This window comes from Candidatus Poribacteria bacterium (assembly GCA_026706025.1).
Lineage (GTDB): Bacteria > Poribacteria > WGA-4E > WGA-4E > WGA-3G > WGA-3G.
In genome coordinates, this window is sequence record JAPOZO010000007.1 from 1 (window position 1) to 24420 (window position 24420).

The following is a 24420-nucleotide window of genomic DNA, read 5'->3' on the forward strand; positions in this document are numbered from 1 at the left end:
TTGAGGTTTTTGCCGGAACAGGATTTGAACGGCATCAACAATTTTTAGAGAATGTACAGCGTTACGCTCGTGAATATCGGGAATTCGTCGCGGATATGGATAGAGCAGATCCTGATAGTCTCCATATTATTGGAGTTCGTGAGGGGATGTCGAAGAAGCCTATCAGCCCAGAATCAATTCCGACCTTTGAAGATACGCTCAACCTCGGTCGCGATTTCAACGCTGCGGCGATAGATTTGCTTTTGTCAGTTCTGTTTTTCGTTGTTCTTTCGTCTGTGGCATATCTTGTATTTGTACGCATTGAGGTGTAATGGAGAATATTAAGCGTTAAAAAGTCAACCATCGGTGAAGGAGAACACCCCTTCCTTCAGGTTCAACCACGCGCAACAAGATCTTCCCATCGGTGAAAAAATCCACCGCCATGAAACCTGTATGCTGATGCGCGAACAAGGTATTTTCCCCAGACAACACTGCTGTTACCTTTCGACTCGCGGCGGCCCCGCTGACGAGGAGATAATCGACAGTATCACCTTTTAAGACCTGTAAAGAATGTTCATGTCCGGCGGCATAAATTAAAAGGGCTGTGCCTTCAGGCGGCGGTTTGCGCGTGGAAAATACTCGGTTGAGTTGTGCTATCAAATTGTTGTATGGGGCACTGCCTATATCTTGATCAAATTTGTAAAAGTATTTCCTTGCATACGGATGCACTGAGCCAATTATCGGTATTGGAATCCAGAGCCATTCTCCTAAAGCTCTGGTAGGAAAAAGATGTGCCTTCCAGTCAAAATAGCCGCCGTGTGGACCGTAACTTTGCAACGGGTGGTGCCCCAGAACGATAACCGGCAATTCTGTATCTAACAGTGCTATAAGTTCTTCTATAACCGTTTCAGGTGATTTTTCTGGTTTTTCATGTTCATGGAGCCACCATTGTGTATCCAGTACAATAAGCCGGACGACGGGGTTAACTTTCGGCAGCTCAAGAACAACTGGACCGGGTGAACCGCCAGATGGCAGGAAATTCTGTTCACCACCAAGTGCATCATTGATAAACTTCTCTTGTGCCAGAAGCGCACTATACCCTTCCGATCTTCCACTTGCCCAATCGTGGTTTCCGGGGATAAAGAGTCCGTGGGCACCCGCATCTTTAACAACTGTTAGTTGGGGTGTTAGACGCGTTGCTGCTTCATGTTTTTTCCGGGCTGTCATCCCCTCTGGGTACATATTGTCCCCTAAAAAGACGATACTCGTTTTCGCAGCGTCCTTTTGTGCCCATTCACCGAGGGTTTTCAAGACCGGTTCATCCGGTCTCGGTGCGCCACCATCGCCGAGTAACAAAAGACGATAACGCAGTACGCCTTCTGTTTCACTTTCACGTCTTTCGATATCAGGTATCTCTGGATGGTAATACGGCTTGGTATGACTGCACCCCGCACTTGTTAACTGTATCGCCTGAATAACGCAACAGAGCAGAATAATATAACGGGTGAAATTAGGGCGTTGATAAAATCGTTTCATTTTCTACAGAACTCCTATTGTTATTGGCAATATTCAACAGGCAATCTTTACAGACTTGTCCATTCTTGGATGTGTTCAGCAACTTCACCGCGTGGGACGATGTGCTGCGTTCTATTCGAGAGATCTCGGATTGCGACTGTGCCTGCCTCTACTTCATCCGAACCGAGGATAACAGCATACGGAATGCCTTTGGTATCCGCATATTTTATCTGTGCGCTCATGCGCGCCGGGCGGGAGTAAACCTCTGCACGAATACCATTTTGACGCAGAAGCGTCGCGACTTTCAAGGATTCCTGCGCCAGATCGGCATCGAAAACAGTCACTAACACCTGCGTTACCGTTTTTCCGACTGCGGATGGGAACATATCAAATTCTTCCATCACGTCAATGATCCGCTCAATCCCGAAACTGGTACCGGTCGCGGGGTAACCCTGTTTGCTGAAACTGCCGATGAGTTCATCGTATCGACCGCCACCGGTGATACTCCCGATTTTCGGTTCTTCGACGACGGTCTCATAGATCGGACCGGTATAGTATTCCAAGCCGCGCACCATCGCAACGTTCACTTTATAAAATTCTTCGGGAACACCGAGCGTTGTGAGATAACCGATCAGTTCCTCCAATTCCGAGATGCCCTCTCGCGCGGCTTCAGAATCACCGAGTTGCGCATTGAGCGCATTCAGTACTGTCGCTGTATCGCCTTCAACCTCAAGCAAGGCAAGGAGTTTCTCAATAACAGGCTCCGGTATCTGGTTTTCCGCTAATTCGGTGCTAACCCCGGCTAACCCAATCTTATCCAGTTTATCAATAGAGCGATAGAGACCCCCAAGTTGTTCAGTTGGCACGCCAGCGAATTGTCCGATGCCAGTGATGAGTTTCCGGTCATTGATATTAATCTCAAATTGCTTAAAACCGAGACGTGTTAGCACCCGATAGACGAGCGTGACGTTTTCGGCATCAGCGAGCATACTCTCGCTGCCGACCGTATCTGCATCACACTGGAAGAATTGGCGGTAACGTCCCTTTTGTGGACGCTCGGCGCGCCAGACCGGATCAATCTGGTATCGCTTAAACGGTTTCGGGAGTTGTGGATACATAGCGATAAGTCGGCAAAGCGGCACCGAAAGATCATAGCGGAGGGAAATGTCCTCCTTGCCACCGACGTGTCCTGCCTGATAGATAAGCTTCTCCGCATCCGGTCCGTATTTGCCTGTGAGTACTTCCGATAATTCGAGGGCAGGGGTCTGCAAAGGTTCAAAACCAAATTCCTCAAACACGTCACGAATGACACCTATAACGTACTGCCTACGGATCATCTGTTCAGGTAAGATGTCTCGCATCCCGCGCGGGACGCGCGGTTTAATGAATGGGGTTGCCATAAATTTACTCCTTAATTATAGTAAAACTTAAAAATAAATAGACACTTCTGCAGTTCCCCGGTAGGCACGGTTTCCTAACCGTGCCGGTGCAAAGTGTCCCATTAATTCTGGGATCCACTATAAGTGTGTTAAATGTGTCCGGGAAGTGCTTGGCTCCGTCGTCTCCGCAAACCTTTCTGGAGTGCCTGCTTGAATGCTTCAATCTTTTCCCGCTTCCATGCGTCCCTGAGTGCCTTCGGATTGGCAATAAGGGTAGATTCGGATTCGCGTAAGCGTTCAATCTCTTTGAGTGCATTCGCTTTGATTGTACGCCGTGATGCTGTCGAATTGTCGATGATAGCATCGGCTTCTTCAGGCGGTTTTCCCTCAGTTGCCCCAAAAGACAGCATGAGCGTGATGGGAGACTGGTAAGAGCCAGGCGTATTAAGCCGCTTCCACGGTGTTAAAATCGTCGGCGCAACCTTATTTTCTGTCTTTTCAAGGATATATTTCTCGGCGATATTCAAATATTCCGTAGAAATGAGGATGTCTCCAACCGCGAGGTTTATCAAATCCTCAAATGTGTTGATATCTTCTCGTTCTTCACGAACAGCCAGAATAATATCGATGTGTCCATATGCCAGAGGCAAAATCTCTTCAACGTCTGAATCCGTCTCTTCAACCCAATCTTGACCCGTAATCCCTAAATCATAGAAGTCATCCATGCCGACATAGACCGGGATCTCTTGTGGACGCGAAATCTTGATCTGAAATTCGTTATCATCGCGGAAGGTCGCGCGATAAGATCTGTCAGTTTCGGTGTAACCGTTGAGTTCGTAACCGGCACGCTGAAACAGTTCAAGGGTCTCTGATTGTAGGCTCCCTTTCGGTAAAAGTAGATTCAGCGTCCGTTGTGATTCCGTTTGCATTTTTTTATTTGTGCTCCTTTTTCTCAAAGGTAATTGCATTCTTTTCCAGTTTTTGACGGGCAACAACACCTAAAGGAGATCGGTAACAGTAGTTTTTTCTGTGTCGCCAGTTCTGAGGTGAATCAAGTACATTGAATCATCTGCAGTGAAGCGGAGCAGATAATCGTAATTCAATCGGTTGGCGTAATCCCGCTGGGCTTGGAAATCACGTTCCATTAAATCCACTTCCACGTTCTTACCTTCTCTTCGCAGGGTTTCAGCGAGGCGTTGCGCTTCCGAAGTCTGTTCCAAAGTTTCCGTTGCAATAAAATAGTCTCTTCTTCCGTTACCTGTTGCCTTTCCTGTGTCGGCAAACGCCTCTACAAGCGCGTCAAATTGGAACGCAAACCCAGCACCCGGTGTCGGTGGACCGCCAAAAGACGCGATGAGACCATCGTATCTCCCGCCACCACAGAGTGATAAACCTTTTTCAGACAATTCAATCTGGAAAACTGTGCCGGTATAGAAATCAAACCCGCGCGTGATACCCAAATTGATTTCAAAGTCTGTAATATCGTAGTTTTCTAAACAGTCGCAAAGTGCTATGAGTTCTTGACGTGCTGTTTTGGCAGTGTCGCCGAGAAGCGTCTCCCACGCTGCCATGACAGTTTTCTTATCACCACAAATCTTTGAAACATCTATACAACGCTGGGCAGTCTCTTCAGAAACATTGAAATAGCGGAGCCACCGTGCTTTATAGGTTTCCTCGGCAATTGCTGGTAGTTTTTCTGCATAAGTCGGCGCAGTATTTTCGGTCAGTTCTTGAACTTCGGAAACCTCTATTTTATAAGCACCTTGGTAGTCAGATCCTTGCGACCGACGCAGCATATTCAGCGCGTCTTGAAGCGTTTCCAGGTCCCATAGATAGCTCTCGTTACGGAGACGAACGAGGTGGTCAATGTCCCATATAATTTCACCGTGATCCTTAGTATCCAGCGCGACCTGTTTGAAAATCTCGCGGAAAACCCTTGTATTGCCGATTCTTAATTTTCTCTGTGAAATGTTGAGCTTCTCAAGGATTCGGATCGGAATCGCAATGATTTCAGCGTCTGCATGGGCGGAAGCCGGCCCAACGAGTTCAACCCCTGCCTGTCGGAATTCCCGCTTGACTTTGATGCCATCAGTGATCGGTTCCTGTCGGACACACTGCCCGATGTAGTAGAGTTTATACGGATAAGGAAGGTCTTTTAGGTCCCCATTGGCAATGAGTCGGCAGACAGGTGCCGTCAACTCAGGTCTTAAGGCATAATCTACCCGATCCGAACCGACGAACGTAAACATTTTGTGACGGATCTCTTCGCCAACTTGTGCTGACAGAAGTGCGAAGGATTCAAACAGTGGAGTCTGAACCTGGGCGTATCCGTAGGTTTCAAAGGTTTCGCGAACGATATTTTCAACGAAATTTCGCTGAGCCATCTGCTCGGGTAGAAAGTCATTCGTCCCGGCAGGTTTATCAAATTTCTCCATTTTTTTCTGTACCCCAAGGGTACATCCTCCATCTATTGTTTATGAAAAACTCCAGTTTCAGTTTAGGGTAAAAGACTTAAAAATTCTCAATCCTGCCATGGTATAGTAGTCTGTCCAGTCTAAAATTGGGAGTAGCCCCGTTCGTAGTAGGGCAATTCTGCGGCGTACTCGCCCAAATGCGAAGTGCATTATTGCCCGTTTCTGAGCGGAGACGTGCGATAAATCGCACTACTACGAACGAGTCCACCCACAATTCAAAGGTAGACATACTACTAGGCAGAAACCCGTTTTTTTGACCAACAACTCGACTCGAAATATAATATAGAAAGGCACGAGTTGTTGGTCAAAACGGGAAAAACGGAGCGAAAACTTAGTAGTTAAAAAATAAAAAACCCAGTAAACAGTCGGCTCTTTTTCTCGCGCGTACCACTAACGCGGCACGGAGGAGAGCGGCTCGTTTACCAGGGTCCAAACAAGTTAAACTTGCTTCGTGTCAAAGATATTTATTCACATTCCCTCATCCGCTCTACTCAAAAGTGGACCGAATGATGGTGATGGATGTTGAATATAGTGGTGTTAAGCATTTTTCAATGTTATTCGCAAGTTGAAACTTGCTATCAAGAAAGTCAGTGATTTTAATTAAGTTTAATGATATTATACCCCGTTGAGAGGCGAATGTCAAATTTTTTTAGAGGCTACCAGATAACACTATGAAAATTAAACCTATTTTCATCATCGCAATACTCGGTGTACTGCTATCGGTACTCCTATGCGGCATCTATTTCCAGTTCTCCTACTTTGAACCAGACACTGTCTCGTATCTATTCCAAGCGAAGTTGTTCGCTGAGGGTAAACTCTCGGTGCCCGCGCCCCCGGAACACGGGTTCTCTTCTTCACCACATATCAATGTTCTCAACGGTAAATGGTATTCAAAATACCCGTTTGGAAACGCCTTGATGCTGATGTTCGGTGTATTTATTAACGCACCGTGGCTGATTCCTGCGCTCGCAACAGGTGGGGCATTGTTGTTCCTCTACCTTTTTGTCAAAGAGATATATGGGGACATTCATAACGGCATCGCACTCATCGCCGCGGTACTTGGGCTCATTTCGCCTGCAACACTCGGTATGGGGTCAACGTGGTTCAGTGAACCGGTCAGTCGTTTTTACCTTGCACTCTTCCTGTTTACGCTGCTTAGGACATTGAATTGCAAGAGCGATGCACCCCGCCTCGCGCGGATTGGCTACCCGCTGCTCTCAGGGTTTGCCTTGGGATATGCGTTCAATACGCGCCCACTCTCCGCTGTGGTCTTTGGCGTTGTTGGGGGAGGTTTAACTGTCTATCATCTGCTCACACAATGGCAACACCGACAAGTGTTATTCGCCACACTGAAACGCTTCGGATTTTTCTTTATTCCGTTTGTTGTGATGCTCGGCGTGTGTATGGCGTGGAACGCGCATTTCACAGAAGACCCGTTCATGTTCACGCACACGGTTGCGCAGCCCTATGATAAAATCGGGTTCGGTCCTCGGACGGAAGGCTACGTACCCGATATTGAGGGGGCACGTATTTTCACACCCGCATGGGCAATCGAAAGAACATGGCGACACATCCTCCCGTGCATCAGTTTCAACGCGCTCGGTTGGGGGAGTTATCACCACCATTTGTTGAGGGATGCTACATTCTCATTGACTTGGATTATTGCCTTTGTGCCTTTAATTCTGCCTTGGTGTTTGCTATTTATACCTTTCTTCCACCCTTCATGTAACAGATATGATGTATTTTGTCTGACCCTGCTTGTTGCGAACCTGTTGCTTTACGCCTTTTTTTATTTTGAAGGTTCGACGTGGGGATATACACCAGTGAACGCTCGCTACTACACCGAATCGACATTTCTCGGTTTTATTCCGTTAGTAGCGCGCGGGATGTTGATCTGTTATGAGCGGTTCAAACTACGTGAGAGGCGTGGGCTTGCGTTTGCTGTAGGAGCGTGTCTATTATTCTTGAGTGTTAACACGGTATGGAGTTATGTTCGCATCGGCGAAAGATACCAGAATTGGGGGCATGTCTACCAGAAGCTGCCACCGATGGTGGAAGAACAGGATATTCACAACGCCGTTATTTTTGTCTCTCGACACCGAGGCGCGCCGATTGGCGATTACCCGTTTAAGAGTCTCCAAGAAGCGGACATCGTCTATTTTAAACTCGGTCCCGCACCGCGCTGGAAACTCACAAACAGCGATTGGGAAAATGTATACGCCGAGTACTTCACAGGTAGAAGCGCGTATCTGTATGTACCGGGTGAGAACAGTTTGACTCAGTTATCTTTTGAAGGGAAATAATTTATGAAACAGTTTTTCAGGAGGAATCTACTTTTTTTCTTCCTTGTGTTAGGGACGTGTCTAAGTTTTACAAAGATGGGTTACGGTCAGGCCCTCGTGTATGTAGGATTTGAACAAACTGAACCGCTTGCAGTTGGTGAGCAGGTAAACGTGAATATTCAGATAATGGACGCTCAAGATGTTTCCGGGTACGAACTGACCGTGGGTTTTGATCCAACCGCGCTCCGTTATGTTGAAAGTATGAATGCGGATTATCTGCCAGTGGATGTCTTTATTATCCCACCTATAGTTACTAATGAAGCAGTCCATCTCGTAGCGACATCGAAAGCAGGTGCTGCTTCCGAAAGCGAAGGTACACTTGCCACGTTAACTTTTGAGGTGGTTGAGGTCAAAGATTCTACTATTAAATTAGTGGATGTGATACTCTCCGATAGTGCAGGAATGCCATTGGCAATCGTAACTAAGAATGGACGCATTACGACAATTGAGTTACCTCCAATCGGAGATGTCAATGAAGATGGAAGAGTGAACATTCTGGATTTAACGTTGGTCGCAAGTAACCTCGCGGCAGAGGCACCAACGAATCCGCGCGTGGATGTCAATGAAGATGGAATTGTTAATATCTTAGACTTAGTGTTGGTGGCACAACATCTTGATGCTATTAGAAGTAGTAGCGTGTCTGATGTCAGAGTTATTCCTGTTAGTCCTGAAGAGATTCCTATTGATTTTCCGGGAACTATCAACTTTTATGCCGAAAAACAGGCGATTCAAGAAATCTACACTGAATTCTATAACGCCTTTAACGACTTTGATATCAAAGCCGTTCAAGAGACCTTTGATAGCGCGAACATTGTCTTCGGAATCATCTTTGCCGGAAATGAACCCGTGCCTTTAGCCGTAGGCTGGAACGATGTCAAAACCAATATCTTAGGTTTATGGGTGGGCATCGGCACAAAAGGTGTCAAATGGGGACAGAATGATAGGCTGTCAGATTTTTGGATTCGCTATAAGGGGAGCAAGTTAGAAGCCAGTGCGATAGGCTACAACTGTTACAAAGGCTCATTCCCAGGGGAAACACACCTCTATTTGCTGAAAGATCCCGAAGATGGGTGGAAAATTCATGAGTTAGATAGCGTCACCGAAAACAATCTTGGCATATTCGGTTTTCACAAAGGCAACCCGCGGCTTAAGGATAAAGGTAATTTCTTTACGACAGAAAAGGACAAAGCCCCATAAGTTCACTTTCAGCGCACATAGTAGTCGTTTAATGTTGAGTTTATAGGTAATCCTGTTTGTAGTAGGGCAATTCTGCGGTGTACTCACCCAAATGCGACGTGCATTATTGCCCGTTGCTTGCCTTTTCTCACTGCGAAGCAGTGCGATAAATCGCACTACTACGAACCTACCGTCACATTCAAAGTTGAAAGACTAATAGTTGCTGAAAACTGCCCGTTTTTGTGTAGCATTCTATTCATATATTCTACATTACCTGCTCTAAAATAACGATGTCTCCAGGATTCCATGACTGTGCGATGATGTAGAGTTTGCCGTCAATCTTACGAATCACTGCGCCGTGCAGATGCTGGAAGGTCTCTACACCTAATTCCTCTTTTAGCATAACGGTTGAGACGAGGTTGTTTCCTTCCAGTATATAGAGCGGCGCGCCTTTCTCTTTATTCGGTCCGAAGAGGCATGCAACGACAGCATATCCTGCCTCGTAATCAATGCTACACGGGAACGAACCTCTGATCAACGGCAGCGTCTCCAAATAGGTACCGTCTGGTGAATAGCGTTCGATTTCCGCATTTGCCCGATCGGAAGCATCCAATCGGTTTGTACCATAAGGCACTGTGATGTGATGTCCCGTGCCGAATTGTCCGGGTTCATCGCCTTTGCCACCGAACGCCAGCGGATACCAACTCGCCTTAAGCGGTTCAAGACTCGTGAGCTTCGCACCCAAGATGTAATCTAAATCAGAGTAACCGGTCGTAACATAGAGCATGCCATCGACGTGTGTTACCCCCGTCGGGACAAACTTTCCACCTTCACTGAAATAGGTGTTGACCGCCTGATGCTTGAAATCCGTCATCGCGTCTGGAGCTTCCAATGTATGCACGAGTTTCCCATCCATCGTCGTCGTGAAGATTTTGCCGACATCGTTTGCGGGGAAAGAGAGGTAAGGGGTACCACCGGATGTTGTCCAGGCGGTTACATAGTGGGCGTTGGCTTTTTTCAATGCAGCTGGGGTCTCAATCAGCCGTGTCGTTTTCAGGTCGGCACTGATTTGGATGATACCGACTCCCGGTAGTGCGAAGTAGGTTTCGCCTTTCCCTTCCCGTCGATCCACGTCAAACCCACCGTGTGCGTTATCAATTGCAGCGACGACTTCCGCTGGAAAATGGTTGCGCGTATAGAGCACTTTGAACTTAAGCACGCCCTGTCCACTGGTAGGAGGGGTTTGTAACCCCGATTCAGCTGCCTCGTGATGCGCGACGAACTGAAACCCATCCTGCTCCGCCGGTGGATGTTCTGTCATGTGTGCAGAAGCCTGCCCGATTATAAAGGTAACAGCGAGAATTAAATAGAAAACCTGTCTCATTCTTAAATTTCCTCTCTATGCTTGTATCATCGCTCGAAATCTTTGGGTAAATTCGCAACTGCGCGCGATGCTCGCTATATCTTCCATCTTATATTGGACGACCAGCGGACCGGAAAAACCAATTTCTTTCAAGCCCCCTGCGAACGTCTCAAAATCAAAAACACCGCCACCGGGTTCACCACGGTTGCTTCCGGATACATGTACATCACCGAGGCATGCCTGCATCGCGTGTGCCGCTGCGTGTGGTTCCGCACCATCGTTGAAAAGGTGATACGTATCGCACGTCAAATAGACCGGTAATCCTGTGTCCTCAATGAATTGAATACCTTCGCGATAGTTATCAAGCGGGCATCCCTTCTCAAACTCAAGCGCGATCTTCATTCCGTTTTCACGGCAGGGGTCTACCATCTGTGAGAGGTTATCGGCAAGTGCGTCCAGAGACGCTTCTCGGGACACACCTTCTGATGGGTTCACCCACACACCGATGACATCGGCGTTGAATCGACGGGCGACACCAAGCACTATCTCAAAATGTTGCAACGCCTCGGCTTTTCGGGCGGGTGTTGTCAAAATATGATTGCCGAAGCCAATTGTCGGCGCGACAAGCCCATGTTTTTCGGCAAGGTTCACCGCATCGTCTATTTCCGCCGTGGAAAGTTCACCCAGAAAACCGGAATGTACAGGAATATTGATACCTTCATAGCCTGCTTCGGCGACGAGATCAAAAATCTCGGCACGCGTAAACCTGCCTAATGTACCAGCGTAAGGATCGTAACAGACAGTTAACATTTTTCCTCGCTTGAATCTGTTTCTTTTGATAGTGGATATGGATCTTCTTTCGTTAGTTCACCATTAGGGAGTTCATAGTAGAGATGTCCGTTAAAATCATAGACATTCGGAATCCCTTTTTTGCGGTTTTCTTCTTGTGCTCTTTTCGCGGCACGATTGGCAATCTGCAGCAACTTACGTGCTTGTTTATGGGTTTCAGGACTCAATTCATCTTGATACATTATGTCCCTCCATTGGGAATGTCTTGCATAAACAGTTCAAAGAAGTCATTGTTTATTACCGTAACTTTGTCTCCTTCACCAGAAGCGACTTCCTGGGGATGTTCAGCAGAATTGTAGAATAGATGCCACTCATCTACGAGATGTCTATAGGTATACCAAAAGTTGTGCTTGCTCCGATAAAACCGACGCACGACATCTTCCGTTGGTACATGGTGTCCACCTGCCTGCACACGATTCCGCACACGAGCAACGCTTGTTTCAGGGGATTTAAGAAAAATAAAGACGATGGTGATCGTATAGCCAGCACGTTTTAATTCAGAAATAGTTCTTACAAATCCTTTTCCTGCAAGCGTCACCTCTACAATAAAATCTGTCCCCGCTTCAATCAGCGCGTGGATCTCTCTTATGAAGAGTCGTCCAGGCTTGAATTTTGACGCTGTCCATCTCCTCCGTACGGGATACCAATCTTTCGGCGATTGCATCGGCACCGATATATACAGTGACCTCTGAATTGCGGAGATATTCAGCTGCAAAAGTCGTTTTGCCGGACCCGTTTGGACCGGCAATAACCATCACATTTTTTGACAATGGGATGCCTTTTAACCTCGGTGCGGTTAGAAACTGCACCTACCGAGTTGCTTGGATTACTTCTTGTTCAGACAACACTGCTTATATTTCCGACCACTACCACATGGACACGGTGAGTTCCGTCCGATTTTCTGTGAGGCTTGTGCGGTTATCGGCGTATTAACTTGTGCTTTTTCTTCCCGACGCTGCCGTAGGATAGGCATGATGCTGTTCGCCGGTCGTCCCGCTTGTAGTGCAGAAGCCATCATCTTCATCGGTTCATCAATATGATTGAAAAACTGTTTATAGCCAGCGCAGAGATAGTTCAAACCATCTTCACCCGTAGGCGTTTTGATAAAACGGTTTTTCGGACAGCCGCCATTACAGACAAACTTCACTTCGCAGCTGCGGCAGTATTCAGGGAGCGTGTCCCGCTTATCCGTGCCGAATTTGCGTTGGAACGTTGAATCTACCATCTCCGCGATAGTGTTCTCTTCAATGTTTCCGACGTGGTAGTCAGGCGTAACGAAATGGTCACAGGAGTAGAGGTCACCGTTATGTTCGATTGCGAGTGCGTCGCCGCAGGTTTCATTGAAGACACAGAGGCTTGGGTTATAGCCCAACCATGCCTCAAGCGCGACATCGAAAATCTGCACAAAAATTCTGCCGATGTCGTTTACCACCCACTCATCGAAAATCGCGCAGAGGAATTTACCGTACTGTCGTGCTGTGACAGAACGTGGGGACACGTTCTTTCCGCCGAAATTCTCAACTGCGGGGATAAACTGCATAAACTCCGCACCAAGCTCTTTGAAGTAACTATAGACTTCCTTCGGATACTCAGCGTTGTGTTTATTGACAACACACAGTATATTATAGTCAACTTGGTGTTTCTGTAAGATGCGTAGGCCTCGGATGACCTGCTCGGACGACGGACGACCGCGTTTGTCGTAGCGATATTTATCATGAGTCTCTGGCGGTCCATCGATGCTCACGCCGATCAAGAATTTGTTACGTTTGAAAAATTCTCCCCATTCATCGTCAAGGAGTGTGGCGTTTGTCTGAAAGGAATTCTGGATCTGCATACCGGGACGGCGGTATTTCTGCTGGTATCGGATCGCTTGTCGGAAGAAGTCTACACCCATGAGTGTGGGTTCACCGCCTTGCCATGCGAATGTAACCTCATTGACTTCTTGTGCTTCAATGTACTGTTTAACGTAATTCTCCAAGACCTCATCATCCATCCGAAAGGATCGCGTTTCTGGGTAGAGTTTTTCTTTATCAAGATAGAAGCAGTATTCGCAATCCAGATTGCATATCGGCCCGATGGGCTTTGTCATCACATGAAATGCGCGCGGTGTGCTGTGTTGAACCATTTGATTGTCCTCTTTTACCTGACCTCATAGCGTAGACTCCAAAGATGTCTTAAAGTTTAGCATATCTCACGCGAATCTACAAGAAAAATTTGATTACCAATCCATTACATCAGGACCATTCAATTTTAAGAAATTATTGGATTGGATGTCTTTTTTTGCAGGATCCGGTGCGAAATCTAGCGAAATCCAGCGAAAATTTCTGCGGTTTTTAAAAAAACATAACATATGTAAAGTATTAACACCTGGCCAAAAAACCTACAATTGAATGACCCTGTCCATTACATAGGAAATCCTTTTTGGAAAAAAAGAGATGTGGTATAATATATCGCATGAACGGAGTATAGGGAAACCTGTTATATTGTTATTATTTGTTTCAAGAAAATTTTGAACATGGAGGCGTTAAAATGAAATTACTAACCTCAAGCATTGTGTTACTCTTATGTCTTTGCGCCATTTCATTAGCATTGGAAGAGGATGATCCCGCGATTGTTGGGGTGTGGCTCTTTGAAGGCGATGTTAAAGATGCATCAGGCAACGGTAATGATGGAAAGATTGTCGGCAATTTTAAATTTGAGAACGGTAAATTTGGTAAGGCAGTCGTCGCAGGTGGCGGCGGCAGTATTGATGTCCAAGATTCAAAAAGCCTCCAAAGCGTCAGTGAAGAATTGACTGTGGCTGCTTGGTTCCGAGTCGATGCCGACTCAGATACTGGTGTCAGGAAAAATGGTGCTTATTTGCTGGAAGATCAGTCTGGTGGCGAACCAATACCTGACGGCTTCTCATTCAGAGTTTGGACAGCTAATGGGATTACACCCGGATTCTACGGCAAAACAGAACTGGAACAGGGAAAGTGGCACCATGTTGCTGGAACGTACGACGGCTTAAATGTTGAAATGTACGTTGATGGTGAACCCGAAAGTAAAAAAGGCGCGTTGGATGCCGCCAAGGCAGATTGGAAACCGGAGTGGGGTGGCAAGGTCGCAGCGGGTCAGGTGCTCCAACTCAAATTCGGGCCAGAGTCCTTTACCGGTGGCATTGACGAGATTGTCATTCTCAGTCGCGCCCTTGAGGCAGATGAGATTCAGCAGCTCCTGAACGGTTGGGAAGATGCTTTCCCCGTTGAACCGGAAGGAAAATTGGCAACGACGTGGGGAAGAGTGAAAGCTGCCCGATAATCTAATGAGTGAAGCAAGTCCATTGTCGCTATACGAGGACACGCGCAAGTGCGGTCCTCGCACAATATTTTAAGTAGAACTTATGTATTACCTCTTAAAGTCCCCCTGATAAGGGCGATTTAGGGGGTTAAATACAATTTCTCTGGTCAATTTGGGTGAGTCCTATTAAGCATATCTTTTCTTGTTCAGTCAAATGCCAAAATCTTCTTAATCTTACCCGGTTGTGCCCAATTGCACTTTCCTGCGCCATTGAGTTGCTGTAACAGCGTCGGAATCTCTGGATTCTCAAGCGCGATTTTGATTCGTTGTGCGTCATGCGCAGTCCAACACGGAATGAATGCGTGCATTGCCTGGTTCCCTTGCCACATCTGTCCCTCTACACTGCTCAACACTACCGGTGTAAAATCGCTTTTCCCGTACGCCTGCCAGATCACTTTGAAAGGCGCGAATGCATAAGGACCCACACCAAGCAGTGCCCACCAATTCCCTCTCTTCATAGCGGATCGGAGAAGCACCCCTTTACGGGCTTTTAGTGCCTCTTGGGCATTCTGAAGGTGCTTTTTTAAGGTATCCCACTGTTCGATTTCTTCTAATATGAGCGGTTTTCCTGTCTGCTGATGATACGGCAACAGGATCCATTTGCGCGGTAAAAGTGTGTTTTGTTGCCATATCTCTTTTGTTGCGAGTGGGTGTAGAAACTGTTCAGGGAGATGTGAAGGTTTGCGATCAAAGATAAAGACGCTATTTGCACCACAGGTATTCACACCCTGTCGTGGTTTTTGTTCTGGTGACAATCTAATTTCAAGCGTCGTGTCCATATTCAGTTCATCAAGATTTTGCACGACTCGCCACGGGTCTGTCGGATTTTTGAATGGCAGTGCCTTATGCGCAGCCCATTTTCCGTCTAACTCTCTAAAATACGAGACTGGGAAATCCTGTCGCGTGTCTCCGTGAAATTTCGCACAACAGTACGATGTGCCAACGCCGTCAAACACTTTTGTTGCTGTGAATTCATAGACGGTATCTACGGCAAAATCCCTGCAGGAATCAACGCCGTTTCGCGAACCTCTGGCACTGTAATTCCGAAATCCGCTATGGGCACCGTCGCCGAAAAAGAGGGATGTTGGGAGATAGAAACACCCCATCCCATTCTTTTTCAGTAGTCTTCCGAGAGCCACCTTCAGCACCAGGGCCGCTATGTCAGTTCGGGAGGAACCGAGAAGTGTTTTCTGTCTATCTGGTACAAGTCCTTCTTCAAGGAAAAAGGGTTTTATGCGCGCTTTATACGCTGTCGGTAAGGTCCCGAAGTTTGCCCACGGTGGATTCCCGACAAGAATATCATATTTCCTCTCATGTGCCTCTGTAATAACATCTTGGCAGAAAATTTGAGAGGCTGGAAAGTCAATACCAAACTCGTACTTGACGTTTTCCCTAAACCGTTTAAGATGTGCGGGGGCTATCTCAATAAGCGTCAGACGTGACAGACGTTCCTTGGTAATAGGAACCCCTTTTTGTCTTGCGATGTGGAGCATCGCAAGCGGGAATGCTCCCTCTCCTGCAGTCGGGTCGCAGATATGTGCACCTTCAAGCCATGCCTCAAAGATGCCCCATCTGTTGATGAGCCATTTTGCCCATTTCAAAGGTGTAAAAACCTGTCCAATCTGTTTTTTCATTTGATTAAAGGATACTCGTTATCTTGGATTTGTGCAACGATATTTAACTTGATAATAGACATAGAACACATTATAATTAAAATGGTACTTTCTCAACTTTGAACTTAAGGGTAGGTTCATAGTGGTGTGATTTATCGCACTGCCTTGCAGTGAGAGGAACGGGCAATGAATTGCCCTACTACAAACAGGATTACCTATAAACTGAAACCTAACGAAATAGTAGTATCCTACCTATAACGGGTGAATTATGAGGAAACTCCAATATCCATTTAATATAAGCAAATTGCCTGATGAAGAAGGGGGTGGCTACCTAATTGAATTTCCTGACTTGCCAGGTTGTATTTCTGATGGAGAAACAATTGACGAAGCGATAGCTAATGGAAAAGACGCGCTTTTCTGCTGGGTAGAAACAGCAAAACAATACGGCGATGAAGTGCCTCAGCCTTGCTCACCCTTCGGACGATAAATAACGCCTCATGTAATGCCCAATAGTTTTGCCTAACAAGGCTTTGAACTCAAGCACGATTATGACACAAAAAACAGGTTTCGCCTATCATCCAGACTACTTGAATCATGACACCGGTCCGGGACATCCTGAACGACCGGATCGGTTACGGGCAAGTTTGGCAGCACTTCAACAGAGCAGTGTATGGGATCAATTGCACCAGATTGAACCGACCTCAGCAAGCGTTAAACAAATCGCTTACGCCCATAACCCTGCCTATAGTGAGCATATCCGACAACACTGTGAACGAGAAATCCCGCTCACTTACGACACCACCGTCGGATTTGAATCGTTTGATATTGCGTTGCTTTCAACAGGCGGTGTCCTACGTGCAGCAAATGCAGTCATAACAGGCACAGTCAAAAACGCTTTTGCGATGGTACGTCCGCCGGGCCACCACGCCACACCTGGGCAGAGTATGGGATTTTGTCTATTCAATAACATCGCGATTACGGCGCGCTATCTCCAACGGGAACACGGTATCGGGAAAGTCGCAATTGTTGATTGGGATGTCCATCACGGCAACGGCACACAGGACATTTTCTATGAAGATGAATCCGTCTTCTTCTTTTCTATCCACCAATCGCCACTCTACCCGGGTACGGGTTCAAGTCGCGAGCGCGGTAGCGGAAAAGCACATGGTACGACCCTAAACGTCCCAATGCCCGCTGGAAGTGGCGATGCCGAATACGTCAAAGTCTTTACGGATGTTCTCATCCCGGCACTCCGAGATTTCTCGCCAGAGGTGTTATTAATCTCAGCAGGTTTTGATGCACACTACCTCGATCCACTTGCTGGAACTGAACTCACAGCAGACGGATTCGCCACACTCACGGATTTGATGCTTGAACTTGCCGAGGAAACTGCATCGGGGAGCGTTGTTTCTGCGTTAGAAGGTGGATATAGTTTAGAAGGAGTATCCGAGTCCGTTGTGGCGCATGTCGAGCGATTAGCGAAGGAACAGGGTTGAAATCGCACGCATTAAGTCAAGCGATATTCCTCGGTTTCTTTCCAACGTGAATTGCGACGATACCAAACGTTTTCCGATAAAACCGCACATCTGTCAATCCGCACTGCTCCATCACCTGTTTCAAGGCATCGCAATTCGGAAATTTCATAACAGAACGCGGGAGATACCCGTAAGCATCGTCTTTACTGCGGGAGATTAAGTTCCCGATGAAGGGTAAGATCTTCGTGAAATAGAAGTAGTAAAGACCCCGAAATAGCGGGTTTGTCGGTTGAGTAAACTCTAAGATAACGACCCTGCCACCCGGTGCAGCGACGCGCGTCATCTCGCGGATCCCCAACGCTAAATCTGAAACGTTCCGAATACCGAAACCGACGGAGACAACGTCAAAGGTATCGTCTAAAAATGGGAGAATGAGGGTGTCCGCTGCCAGAAAACTTGTGTTACTGCTACTATCCTTTTGCAACTTCTGATTGCCTATAACGAGCATCTCAAAGCAGAAATCTGAACCGATAACAAAGCCCTCTGCTGCAATCTTATCAGCGTATGCAAGCGCAAGTTCACCCGTACCTGTACAGACATCTAACACCTTGCTCATCGGTTCGACATCACTCACATTGACCGTCTCCCGTCGCCACATCTTGTCACGCTTAAGGCTTAACAACGAGTTGAGAAAGTCGTAATAACGCGCGATGGCAGAAAATAGACTTTTTATGCGGTGTGCCTGCATAGTCTCTACATTCTCAATTCAGCACCAAGTTTTTGATTGAGGTGCTTGACAACCTTGTCGTGAAGGGCATTGACCGCCTTGTCTGTCAAGGTTTCGGTCGCAGAGTGATACGTGATGGCGTAGGCGAGACTCTTTTTGCCTTCCGGGACCTGTTCGCCTTCATAGACATCAAACAAGCGGACCGATTCGACTAATTCGCCACCCGTTGCGTAAATAAGTTCAGTCGGCATATCGGACAGGACCGCTGCATCTACGACAATCGCAAGATCACGCTCAACCTTCGGATAGACAGGGATAGGTTCAAAACGTTTGGCGAATATCGCGCCCTCTACTAACGCTTCCAGGTCAAAATCAAAGAGATACGCCTTATACGGCAGATCGTAGTTTTCGAGCACCTCTGGATGTGCTTCACCGAACGTGCCGAGTTGTTTATCGTTCAATAATACCCCTGCGTTTCTGCCCGGATGAAAGGTTGAAGCGTCCGTTTTCTCCAATGTGTAATCAACAATACCGCAAACCTCAAGTATGCCTTCCACAAGCCCTTTGATATCGTAGAAATCCGGTTCTCGGTACGGATTGCTATACACACCATCCCCGACCTGTCCAGCGAGGGTGCCCGTAACCCGTTCCGGTTCTTTCTGTGCTCCATTACCAATGAAGACGCTGCCTATTTCAAAGAGCGCGATGGTGTCTATCTGGTGGTTACGGTTATGCTGCGCGTTTTCGAGTAGTCCGGGTAACAGGGTCGTACGTAGCACTGACATTTCTGGACTCAACGGATTTCGCAACTTCAAGGCATCGCGACGTGGATCATCAGCCGTGAAACGGATCTTGTCAAAGCAGTTCGGATCACAAAAACTATAATTGATCGCTTCCATCATTCCGGCGGCGAGGAGAAAATGCTTTATACGTTTTCGAACCTCTGTGCTCGGATTCGGGGCGGGGACCGGAATATCACCCTTAGGCAACGTTGTCGGAATATTATCGTAGCCGTAGACGCGCGCAATCTCTTCAATAAGGTCGATTTCGCGGGTAAGGTCGGACCTGAACGTCGGCACCGTGACTTGATAGTTTCCAGTTCCATCTGCTTTGATCTCAAAACCGAGGTTGCTCAAAATCTCTGCCATCTCTGTTGCTTCAATTGCTGTTCCCAGTATGAAATTGACACGTTCTGGGCGGAATTGAATCTGATGCAGGGGCTGCTCACCCGGATAGACATCGACGATGCCTTTACAGATGCTACCGCCTGCTAATTCGGCGATGAGTTGTGTGGCACGGTCAAGTGCAGCAAGGACTGCGCCTGGGTCGGCACCACGCTCAAATCTGTAAGAGGCTTCTGTGCTAATTCCGAGTGTTTTGGCGGTCGCACGGATACTTGACGGATTGAAATAGGCACTCTCCAACAACACATCAGCGGTACTCTCTGTGATCTCAGAATCATATCCGCCCATAATCCCAGCGAGCGCGACAGGTTTTTTCGCATCCGCAATAACAAGCATATCAGGCGTGAGATCGCGTTCAACTTCATCAAGCGTTGTTATATTTTCATTCTCCGCTGCGCGGCGCACAACAATACGATTTTCTGTGAGTTTGTGATAATCGAAAGCGTGAAGCGGCTGCCCGTATTCCATCAGGACGAAGTTCGTAATATCGACAATGTTGTTAATAACGCCAACACCAACGGATTCAAGTCGTTGCTGTAACCATGCAGGAGACTGTCCTACTTTAACCCCTCGGATAACACGTGCCGCATAACGCGGACAAAGATCGGGTGCTTCAATTGTCACAGATGTCGTCTCTTGAATATCGGTTTCGTCTTCCTTGAGATCAACGTGTGGCAGTTTTAAAGCATTTCCTGTCTCCGCACGGATTTCACGGGCAACACCGATCAGGCTCAGACAATCTGGGCGGTTCGGCGTAATTTCCAGCTCAAACACGATATCGTCTAATCCGAGTGCTTCTGAAAGTGGGGTACCAACGGGTGTTTCTGTAGGTAATTCCATTAAACCCGCGGCATCTTCAGAGAGTCCTAACTCTTTTTCGGAGCAGAGCATACCGTGTGAAGTTTCGCCGCGCAGTTTCGCGCGTTTGATGGTCAGACCGATAGGCAGCGTTGCACCGATTGTGGCAACGGGTGCGCGCATGCCTTCTCGGACATTCGGTGCCCCACAAACAATCTGGAGTTCTTCCGTCTCACCGACATCTACCTGACACAGGACGAGTTTGTCGGCATTCGGATGTGGTCGGATAGCGGTGACACTACCGACGACTATACCCTTGAGTTCAGCACCAAGCTCCTTAACGGATTCAACTTCAATGCCTAACATCGTTAGCCGGTCAGCGAGTTCGCTTGGAGATAATTCAAAGTCGATATAGTTTTTTAGCCAATTTAAAGTTACATTCATTTATCAAAACCTTTGATAATTATGGGGTGTCAGAGTGAAGCGTCATCAGTTTTCGGTGGTCAGTTAGGGAGCATTGTGGTTGGAGCCATTACGCTGCCAGCCATAAGTCTTTCTACTGATAACTGATAACTATTTCAAAACTGACGCAAGAAGCGGAGGTCGTTCTCGTAGAAGGTGCGGATATCTGGGATCCGAAATTGGAGGTTCGCAATCCGTTCCACCCCCATACCGAAGGCAAACCCGGTAACTTCATCTGGATCATAGTTCACCGCTTCAAATACGGCTGGGTCAACGGCACCAGCCCCCAGGATTTCGACCCATCCCGTGCCACCACAACTCCGACACCCTTTTCCTTGACAGACAGTGCAAGAGATATCCACCTCCGCACTCGGTTCCGTGAACGGGAAGAAATGCGGACGGAAGCGCATCTGCGTCTGGTCGCCGAACATCTGTCGAGCGAAGGAGGTCAAAATCCCTTTTAATTCGCTGAAAGTGGCATGCTTGTCTACAAGCAAACCTTCTACCTGATGGAACATCGGTGTGTGCGAGACATCGTAATCCACCCGATAGCATTTTCCAGGCACGATAATGCGGACCGGTGGTTTCTGACGCTCCATCGCGCGGATCTGAACCGGCGATGTATGTGTGCGCAAGAGGTGTCCATCTGTGAGGTAAAAGGTATCGTGTAAGTCGCGAGCCGGATGATCGGCTGGCGTATTCAACGCATCAAAGTTGTAATACTCCGTCTCAATATCCGGTCCAGTCACCACTTCAAACCCCATTTGAGAGAAAATTGCCTCAATGCGTTCTAAGATTTGCATCACAGGATGCGCTTTCCCGTAAGCCGGTTTTCGTCCTGGAAGCGTGATATCAACGGCTTCTACCTCAAGTTGGTGTCCCTGTTGTTGATGATGCAGGGCTTGGGTTGCTGTTTCAAACGCTTGCGTTAGCGTGGCACGCACTTCATTGGCGAGTCTTCCAATCTCCGGACGCTCCTCCTGGGAGAGGTTCCCCATGCCTTTCATGGCATCCGTCAATTTTCCCTTGCGTCCAAAATAGGTAATCCTGAGCGATTCAAGCGCGTCTAATGTTTCCACCGATTTTAATGCTGCGAGTGCTTCCACCTGAATCGCTTGCAATTCTGCTTTCATAGTCCCTCTTAAAAAGAAACACCTATCACTCTGCCCCGTAACTTCAAGTTTATGGTTGAAGTTATTATGGGGACGAAAGCGACAGGCATCTACTTCCGCGGTACCACCCCGCTTGGTGGATTGTCGCGACTCGGAAGTCGTTCCTACAAATCTACCCGCTTCATTTTCTAATTGCGTAGCTCCAGGATGAAATTCGGCTGTTGCTCTCAAAACCGCGCTTCCAACCGATGACGCGGTCTCTCTATTTGGGAGGTCTCAACAGCTTACGTATGTCCCTTCATAGCTGTTTGATATGTTAATTTTTCTTTAAATGTGCAAATTCACGGTGCGTCCGCGAGCCTAACCCTTTGCGAGGGCGACAAGCTGCCCAAAACCGGCTTCGTCATTGATAGCCATGTCGGCGAGGACCTTCCTATCCAATTCGATGCCAGCAGTCTTAAGCCCATGTATGAACCGGCTGTAAGAGAGTCCGTGCAATCTGGCGGCGGCGTTAATTCTGGCAATCCAAAGTCGTCTAAAATCGCGTTTACGGGCGCGACGGTGTGCGTAAGCGTGATTCCAACCCTTCTCTACCGCTTCCATAGCGGTACGCTTAAGATTGTTCCGCCCACCGCGGTAACCTTTAGAATGCTTGAGCATCCGATTACGCCGTTTGCGTCGGACATTCCCTGTTTTTACTCGTGCCATCTAATACTCCTATCGCGACCCGCAAGGCGATCCGCGATTACTTCCACTATTTCGCCCGGAACGCGTTATTGCGTTGTCTATTCGGGCATTCAACTTCTACTGATGAATGAGGCGTTTCAAACGTTTCTCATTACTCGGGTGAACAAGGGTCGCTTGCCGCAATCTACGTTTCTGCTTCGACGACTTAGAGATAAATAAGTGCCCGGCATAAGCGCGATTGCGACGAATTTTACCTTTAGCCGTGAATTTGAAACGTTTTGCTGCGCCTTTATGCGTTTTCATTTTCGGCATTAGAATATCCTTACCAGCAAGCATCCGCTTGCAAGTGCCATTCGTTTTCAGGACGCGACCGCCGGCCGCGCCTATAAGAAGAAATATATCGCGACCAAGGTCCCACCTGTTACTCGGAAGGGAAGGTCGCGCCTACAGAAAGCGTACAACGGACAAAACATTACACAGATTTTGGTGTAAGGATCATCGACATGATGCGCGTTTCCATACGTGGGGGTTGTTCGACCTCAGCAATTTCTTCGAGGTCATCTTTGAGCCGTGAAAGGAGATTGCTACCAAGATCGGTATGAAGCATCTCGCGCCCTCGGAATCGGACGGTTGCACGGACCTTCCACCCATTTTTCAGGAAATCCTCAACATGCCGTTTTTTGAACTGATAGTCGTGTTCCGCGGTATCTGGTCGGAACTGCATCCCTTTTAAGACTACCTTCGTCTGCTTTTTTCGAGCCTCACGCGCACGCTTGTTTTTCTCGTACTGATACTTCCCGTAGTCCATGATCTTACAAACGGGGGGCTTAGCGTTCGGTGAAACCTCTACTAAATCCAATCCAACTTCTTCAGCACGGTTCATAGCGTCACGTGTTGAAATAACGCCAACCTGTTTGTTGTCCTGATCAATTAACAAGACCTCTCGGGCCCGAATCTGATAGTTTGAACGACTCTGCCTTTCCTTCGTTCTCTGATTACGTTTGCCTCTGTAGTGTATTTTTCACACCCCCAAGTAAGGCGCTACAACGCGCCGCTTACAAGTTCATATAACCCATAGTGCCCGCTTGTGTGTCATATTAAAACAAAATTGACAGACCTATGGTTGCACTACGGTATGTGAGTACTCTATCTACAAAACGTTTTGCATTGACTCGGACGTTACGAAACGTGCCACTTAGCGTAAGAACAGCGAAACTGAATGTCAACGCATCTGTGGTTAGAACCGGGCATCCGAATCACGATTAACTAATTATACCATATAGGTAACACAAATGCAAGTTAAAAAAATCCGATTGTCCATAACGTGCGTAAAATAATCAAACCGCCTGCTAAACCTCCGAAAACGACGATTAAACTGATACTGACTGCAAGCGCGAGCCGAATAATCCGATTACCAAGTTCAGGTTGTTCGATTGCCCAAGCACGTGCTAACCAGAAGGTTAACGCAACACTTACTAAGCTCAGGATACACGCCCCCAGGACCGACAACAGGATCCCCTGAAAATCTACCATTTGTATCGTTTCTGGGATCGACCCGTATTGAGAGTAGTTCAGGATAACACCAATTAAAACCGCTCCCAAAATCACAATAAAACAGATAAAAACGATTAATGCTTTTTTAAATGCTGTTCCCATTTCTACTAAAACTTTCTCCAAACTTGCAAGTCGCTTTTTGGTAATTGTAACACATTAGCAGAGACAATAGCAAAATTTATTGTTACACCCACGAAAAATCCAGAGCCATTCAGTTTTAAATATTTACTTTATCTATGTGAATATGCTTTCCAGTAGGAGCGAGCTGTGCTCGCGATCTTCCGCCAGTAGGAGCGAGCTGCGCTCGCGATCTTCCGTAAGAAAACGTCAACTCATGTAAACGAAAATGAAAATAAAAACCGCAAACTAAATAATCCTGGGCTGGTAACCGA

Annotated in this window: 23 protein-coding genes; 6 read left to right on the forward strand and 17 right to left on the reverse strand. The window is 47.3% G+C overall.

Features of this window, described 5'->3' with window-relative positions:
* Positions 1-311: hypothetical protein (locus tag OXH00_01315; GenBank protein MCY3739637.1), on the forward strand; the 311-nt coding region annotated here is incomplete at its 5' end.
* Between the two features lie 16 nt (positions 312-327).
* Here the strand turns inward: OXH00_01315 and OXH00_01320 are convergent.
* The 4 genes from OXH00_01320 to OXH00_01335 all read right to left on the reverse strand — a co-directional run bounded on the left by OXH00_01320 (position 328) and on the right by OXH00_01335 (position 5308).
* Positions 328-1515, reverse strand: a complete 1188-nt coding sequence (locus OXH00_01320; protein MCY3739638.1) for a metallophosphoesterase — start codon at positions 1513-1515, stop codon at positions 328-330.
* A 47-nt stretch (positions 1516-1562) separates the two neighbouring features.
* Entirely contained in the window at positions 1563-2894 is a 1332-nt protein-coding gene (gene hisS, locus OXH00_01325) for a histidine--tRNA ligase (protein MCY3739639.1), read from the reverse strand.
* A 128-nt stretch (positions 2895-3022) separates the two neighbouring features.
* The gene (hisG, locus tag OXH00_01330; GenBank protein MCY3739640.1) at positions 3023-3802 is read right to left on the reverse strand and encodes an ATP phosphoribosyltransferase; all 780 of its coding nucleotides are present in this window, start codon (positions 3800-3802) and stop codon (positions 3023-3025) included.
* A 69-nt stretch (positions 3803-3871) separates the two neighbouring features.
* A complete protein-coding gene (locus tag OXH00_01335) occupies positions 3872-5308 on the reverse strand; it encodes an ATP phosphoribosyltransferase regulatory subunit (protein ID MCY3739641.1) in 1437 nt (478 codons plus the stop codon).
* Between the two features lie 710 nt (positions 5309-6018).
* Between OXH00_01335 and OXH00_01340 the strand changes: the two genes are divergently transcribed.
* Positions 6019-7650, forward strand: coding sequence for a hypothetical protein (locus OXH00_01340; protein MCY3739642.1), 1632 nt, complete (start codon positions 6019-6021; stop codon positions 7648-7650).
* Positions 7651-7653: 3 nt separating this feature from the next.
* Positions 7654-8886 carry a cohesin domain-containing protein gene (locus OXH00_01345; GenBank protein MCY3739643.1) on the forward strand — a complete coding sequence of 411 codons (1233 nt, stop codon included), beginning with the start codon at positions 7654-7656 and terminating at the stop codon, positions 8884-8886.
* 244 nt (positions 8887-9130) lie between these two features.
* Here OXH00_01345 and OXH00_01350 read toward each other — a convergent pair whose 3' ends face one another.
* From OXH00_01350 to OXH00_01370, 5 genes are all read right to left on the reverse strand, one after another.
* Complete coding sequence (locus OXH00_01350; protein MCY3739644.1) at positions 9131-10249, reverse strand: hypothetical protein; 1119 nt, start codon at positions 10247-10249, stop codon at positions 9131-9133.
* A 15-nt stretch (positions 10250-10264) separates the two neighbouring features.
* Positions 10265-11038, reverse strand: coding sequence for a sugar phosphate isomerase/epimerase (locus OXH00_01355; GenBank protein MCY3739645.1), 774 nt, complete (start codon positions 11036-11038; stop codon positions 10265-10267).
* The gene (locus tag OXH00_01360; GenBank protein MCY3739646.1) at positions 11032-11259 is read right to left on the reverse strand and encodes a hypothetical protein; all 228 of its coding nucleotides are present in this window, start codon (positions 11257-11259) and stop codon (positions 11032-11034) included. Before OXH00_01360 ends, OXH00_01355 begins: the two co-directional genes overlap by 7 nt.
* Entirely contained in the window at positions 11259-11825 is a 567-nt protein-coding gene (locus OXH00_01365) for a zeta toxin family protein (protein ID MCY3739647.1), read from the reverse strand. The genes OXH00_01360 and OXH00_01365 overlap by 1 nt, the downstream gene beginning before the upstream one ends.
* A gap of 78 nt (positions 11826-11903) precedes the next feature.
* The gene (locus tag OXH00_01370) at positions 11904-13202 is read right to left on the reverse strand and encodes an anaerobic sulfatase maturase (GenBank protein ID MCY3739648.1); all 1299 of its coding nucleotides are present in this window, start codon (positions 13200-13202) and stop codon (positions 11904-11906) included.
* Positions 13203-13606: 404 nt separating this feature from the next.
* Here OXH00_01370 and OXH00_01375 point away from each other — a divergent pair, with 404 nt between their 5' ends.
* On the forward strand, positions 13607-14377 hold the full coding sequence (locus tag OXH00_01375) for a LamG domain-containing protein (protein ID MCY3739649.1): 771 nt from the start codon (positions 13607-13609) through the stop codon (positions 14375-14377).
* Between the two features lie 185 nt (positions 14378-14562).
* Here the strand turns inward: OXH00_01375 and OXH00_01380 are convergent, their stop codons facing one another.
* A complete protein-coding gene (locus tag OXH00_01380) occupies positions 14563-16050 on the reverse strand; it encodes a hypothetical protein (protein MCY3739650.1) in 1488 nt (495 codons plus the stop codon).
* 247 nt (positions 16051-16297) lie between these two features.
* On the opposite strand from OXH00_01380, the gene OXH00_01385 reads away from it, so the two are divergent.
* A complete protein-coding gene (locus OXH00_01385) occupies positions 16298-16516 on the forward strand; it encodes a type II toxin-antitoxin system HicB family antitoxin (GenBank protein ID MCY3739651.1) in 219 nt (72 codons plus the stop codon).
* Between the two features lie 61 nt (positions 16517-16577).
* Positions 16578-17525, forward strand: a complete 948-nt coding sequence (locus OXH00_01390; protein MCY3739652.1) for a histone deacetylase — start codon at positions 16578-16580, stop codon at positions 17523-17525.
* A 16-nt stretch (positions 17526-17541) separates the two neighbouring features.
* Here OXH00_01390 and ubiE read toward each other — a convergent pair whose 3' ends face one another.
* From ubiE to OXH00_01425, 7 genes are all read right to left on the reverse strand, one after another.
* Positions 17542-18252 carry a bifunctional demethylmenaquinone methyltransferase/2-methoxy-6-polyprenyl-1,4-benzoquinol methylase UbiE gene (gene ubiE, locus OXH00_01395; protein MCY3739653.1) on the reverse strand — a complete coding sequence of 237 codons (711 nt, stop codon included), beginning with the start codon at positions 18250-18252 and terminating at the stop codon, positions 17542-17544.
* Between the two features lie 5 nt (positions 18253-18257).
* Entirely contained in the window at positions 18258-20657 is a 2400-nt protein-coding gene (pheT, locus tag OXH00_01400) for a phenylalanine--tRNA ligase subunit beta (protein MCY3739654.1), read from the reverse strand.
* A gap of 134 nt (positions 20658-20791) precedes the next feature.
* Entirely contained in the window at positions 20792-21808 is a 1017-nt protein-coding gene (pheS, locus tag OXH00_01405; protein ID MCY3739655.1) for a phenylalanine--tRNA ligase subunit alpha, read from the reverse strand.
* Between the two features lie 339 nt (positions 21809-22147).
* Complete coding sequence (gene rplT / locus OXH00_01410) at positions 22148-22495, reverse strand: 50S ribosomal protein L20 (protein MCY3739656.1); 348 nt, start codon at positions 22493-22495, stop codon at positions 22148-22150.
* A gap of 96 nt (positions 22496-22591) precedes the next feature.
* Positions 22592-22786: a 50S ribosomal protein L35 gene (gene rpmI, locus OXH00_01415; GenBank protein MCY3739657.1), complete on the reverse strand. Its 195-nt coding sequence runs from the start codon at positions 22784-22786 to the stop codon at positions 22592-22594.
* A 160-nt stretch (positions 22787-22946) separates the two neighbouring features.
* Positions 22947-23492 (reverse strand): translation initiation factor IF-3, encoded by a 546-nt coding sequence (gene infC, locus OXH00_01420; GenBank protein MCY3739658.1) that lies wholly within the window; start codon positions 23490-23492, stop codon positions 22947-22949.
* A 281-nt stretch (positions 23493-23773) separates the two neighbouring features.
* The gene (locus OXH00_01425) at positions 23774-24130 is read right to left on the reverse strand and encodes a hypothetical protein (protein MCY3739659.1); all 357 of its coding nucleotides are present in this window, start codon (positions 24128-24130) and stop codon (positions 23774-23776) included.
* Positions 24131-24420: the final 290 nt, after the last annotated feature.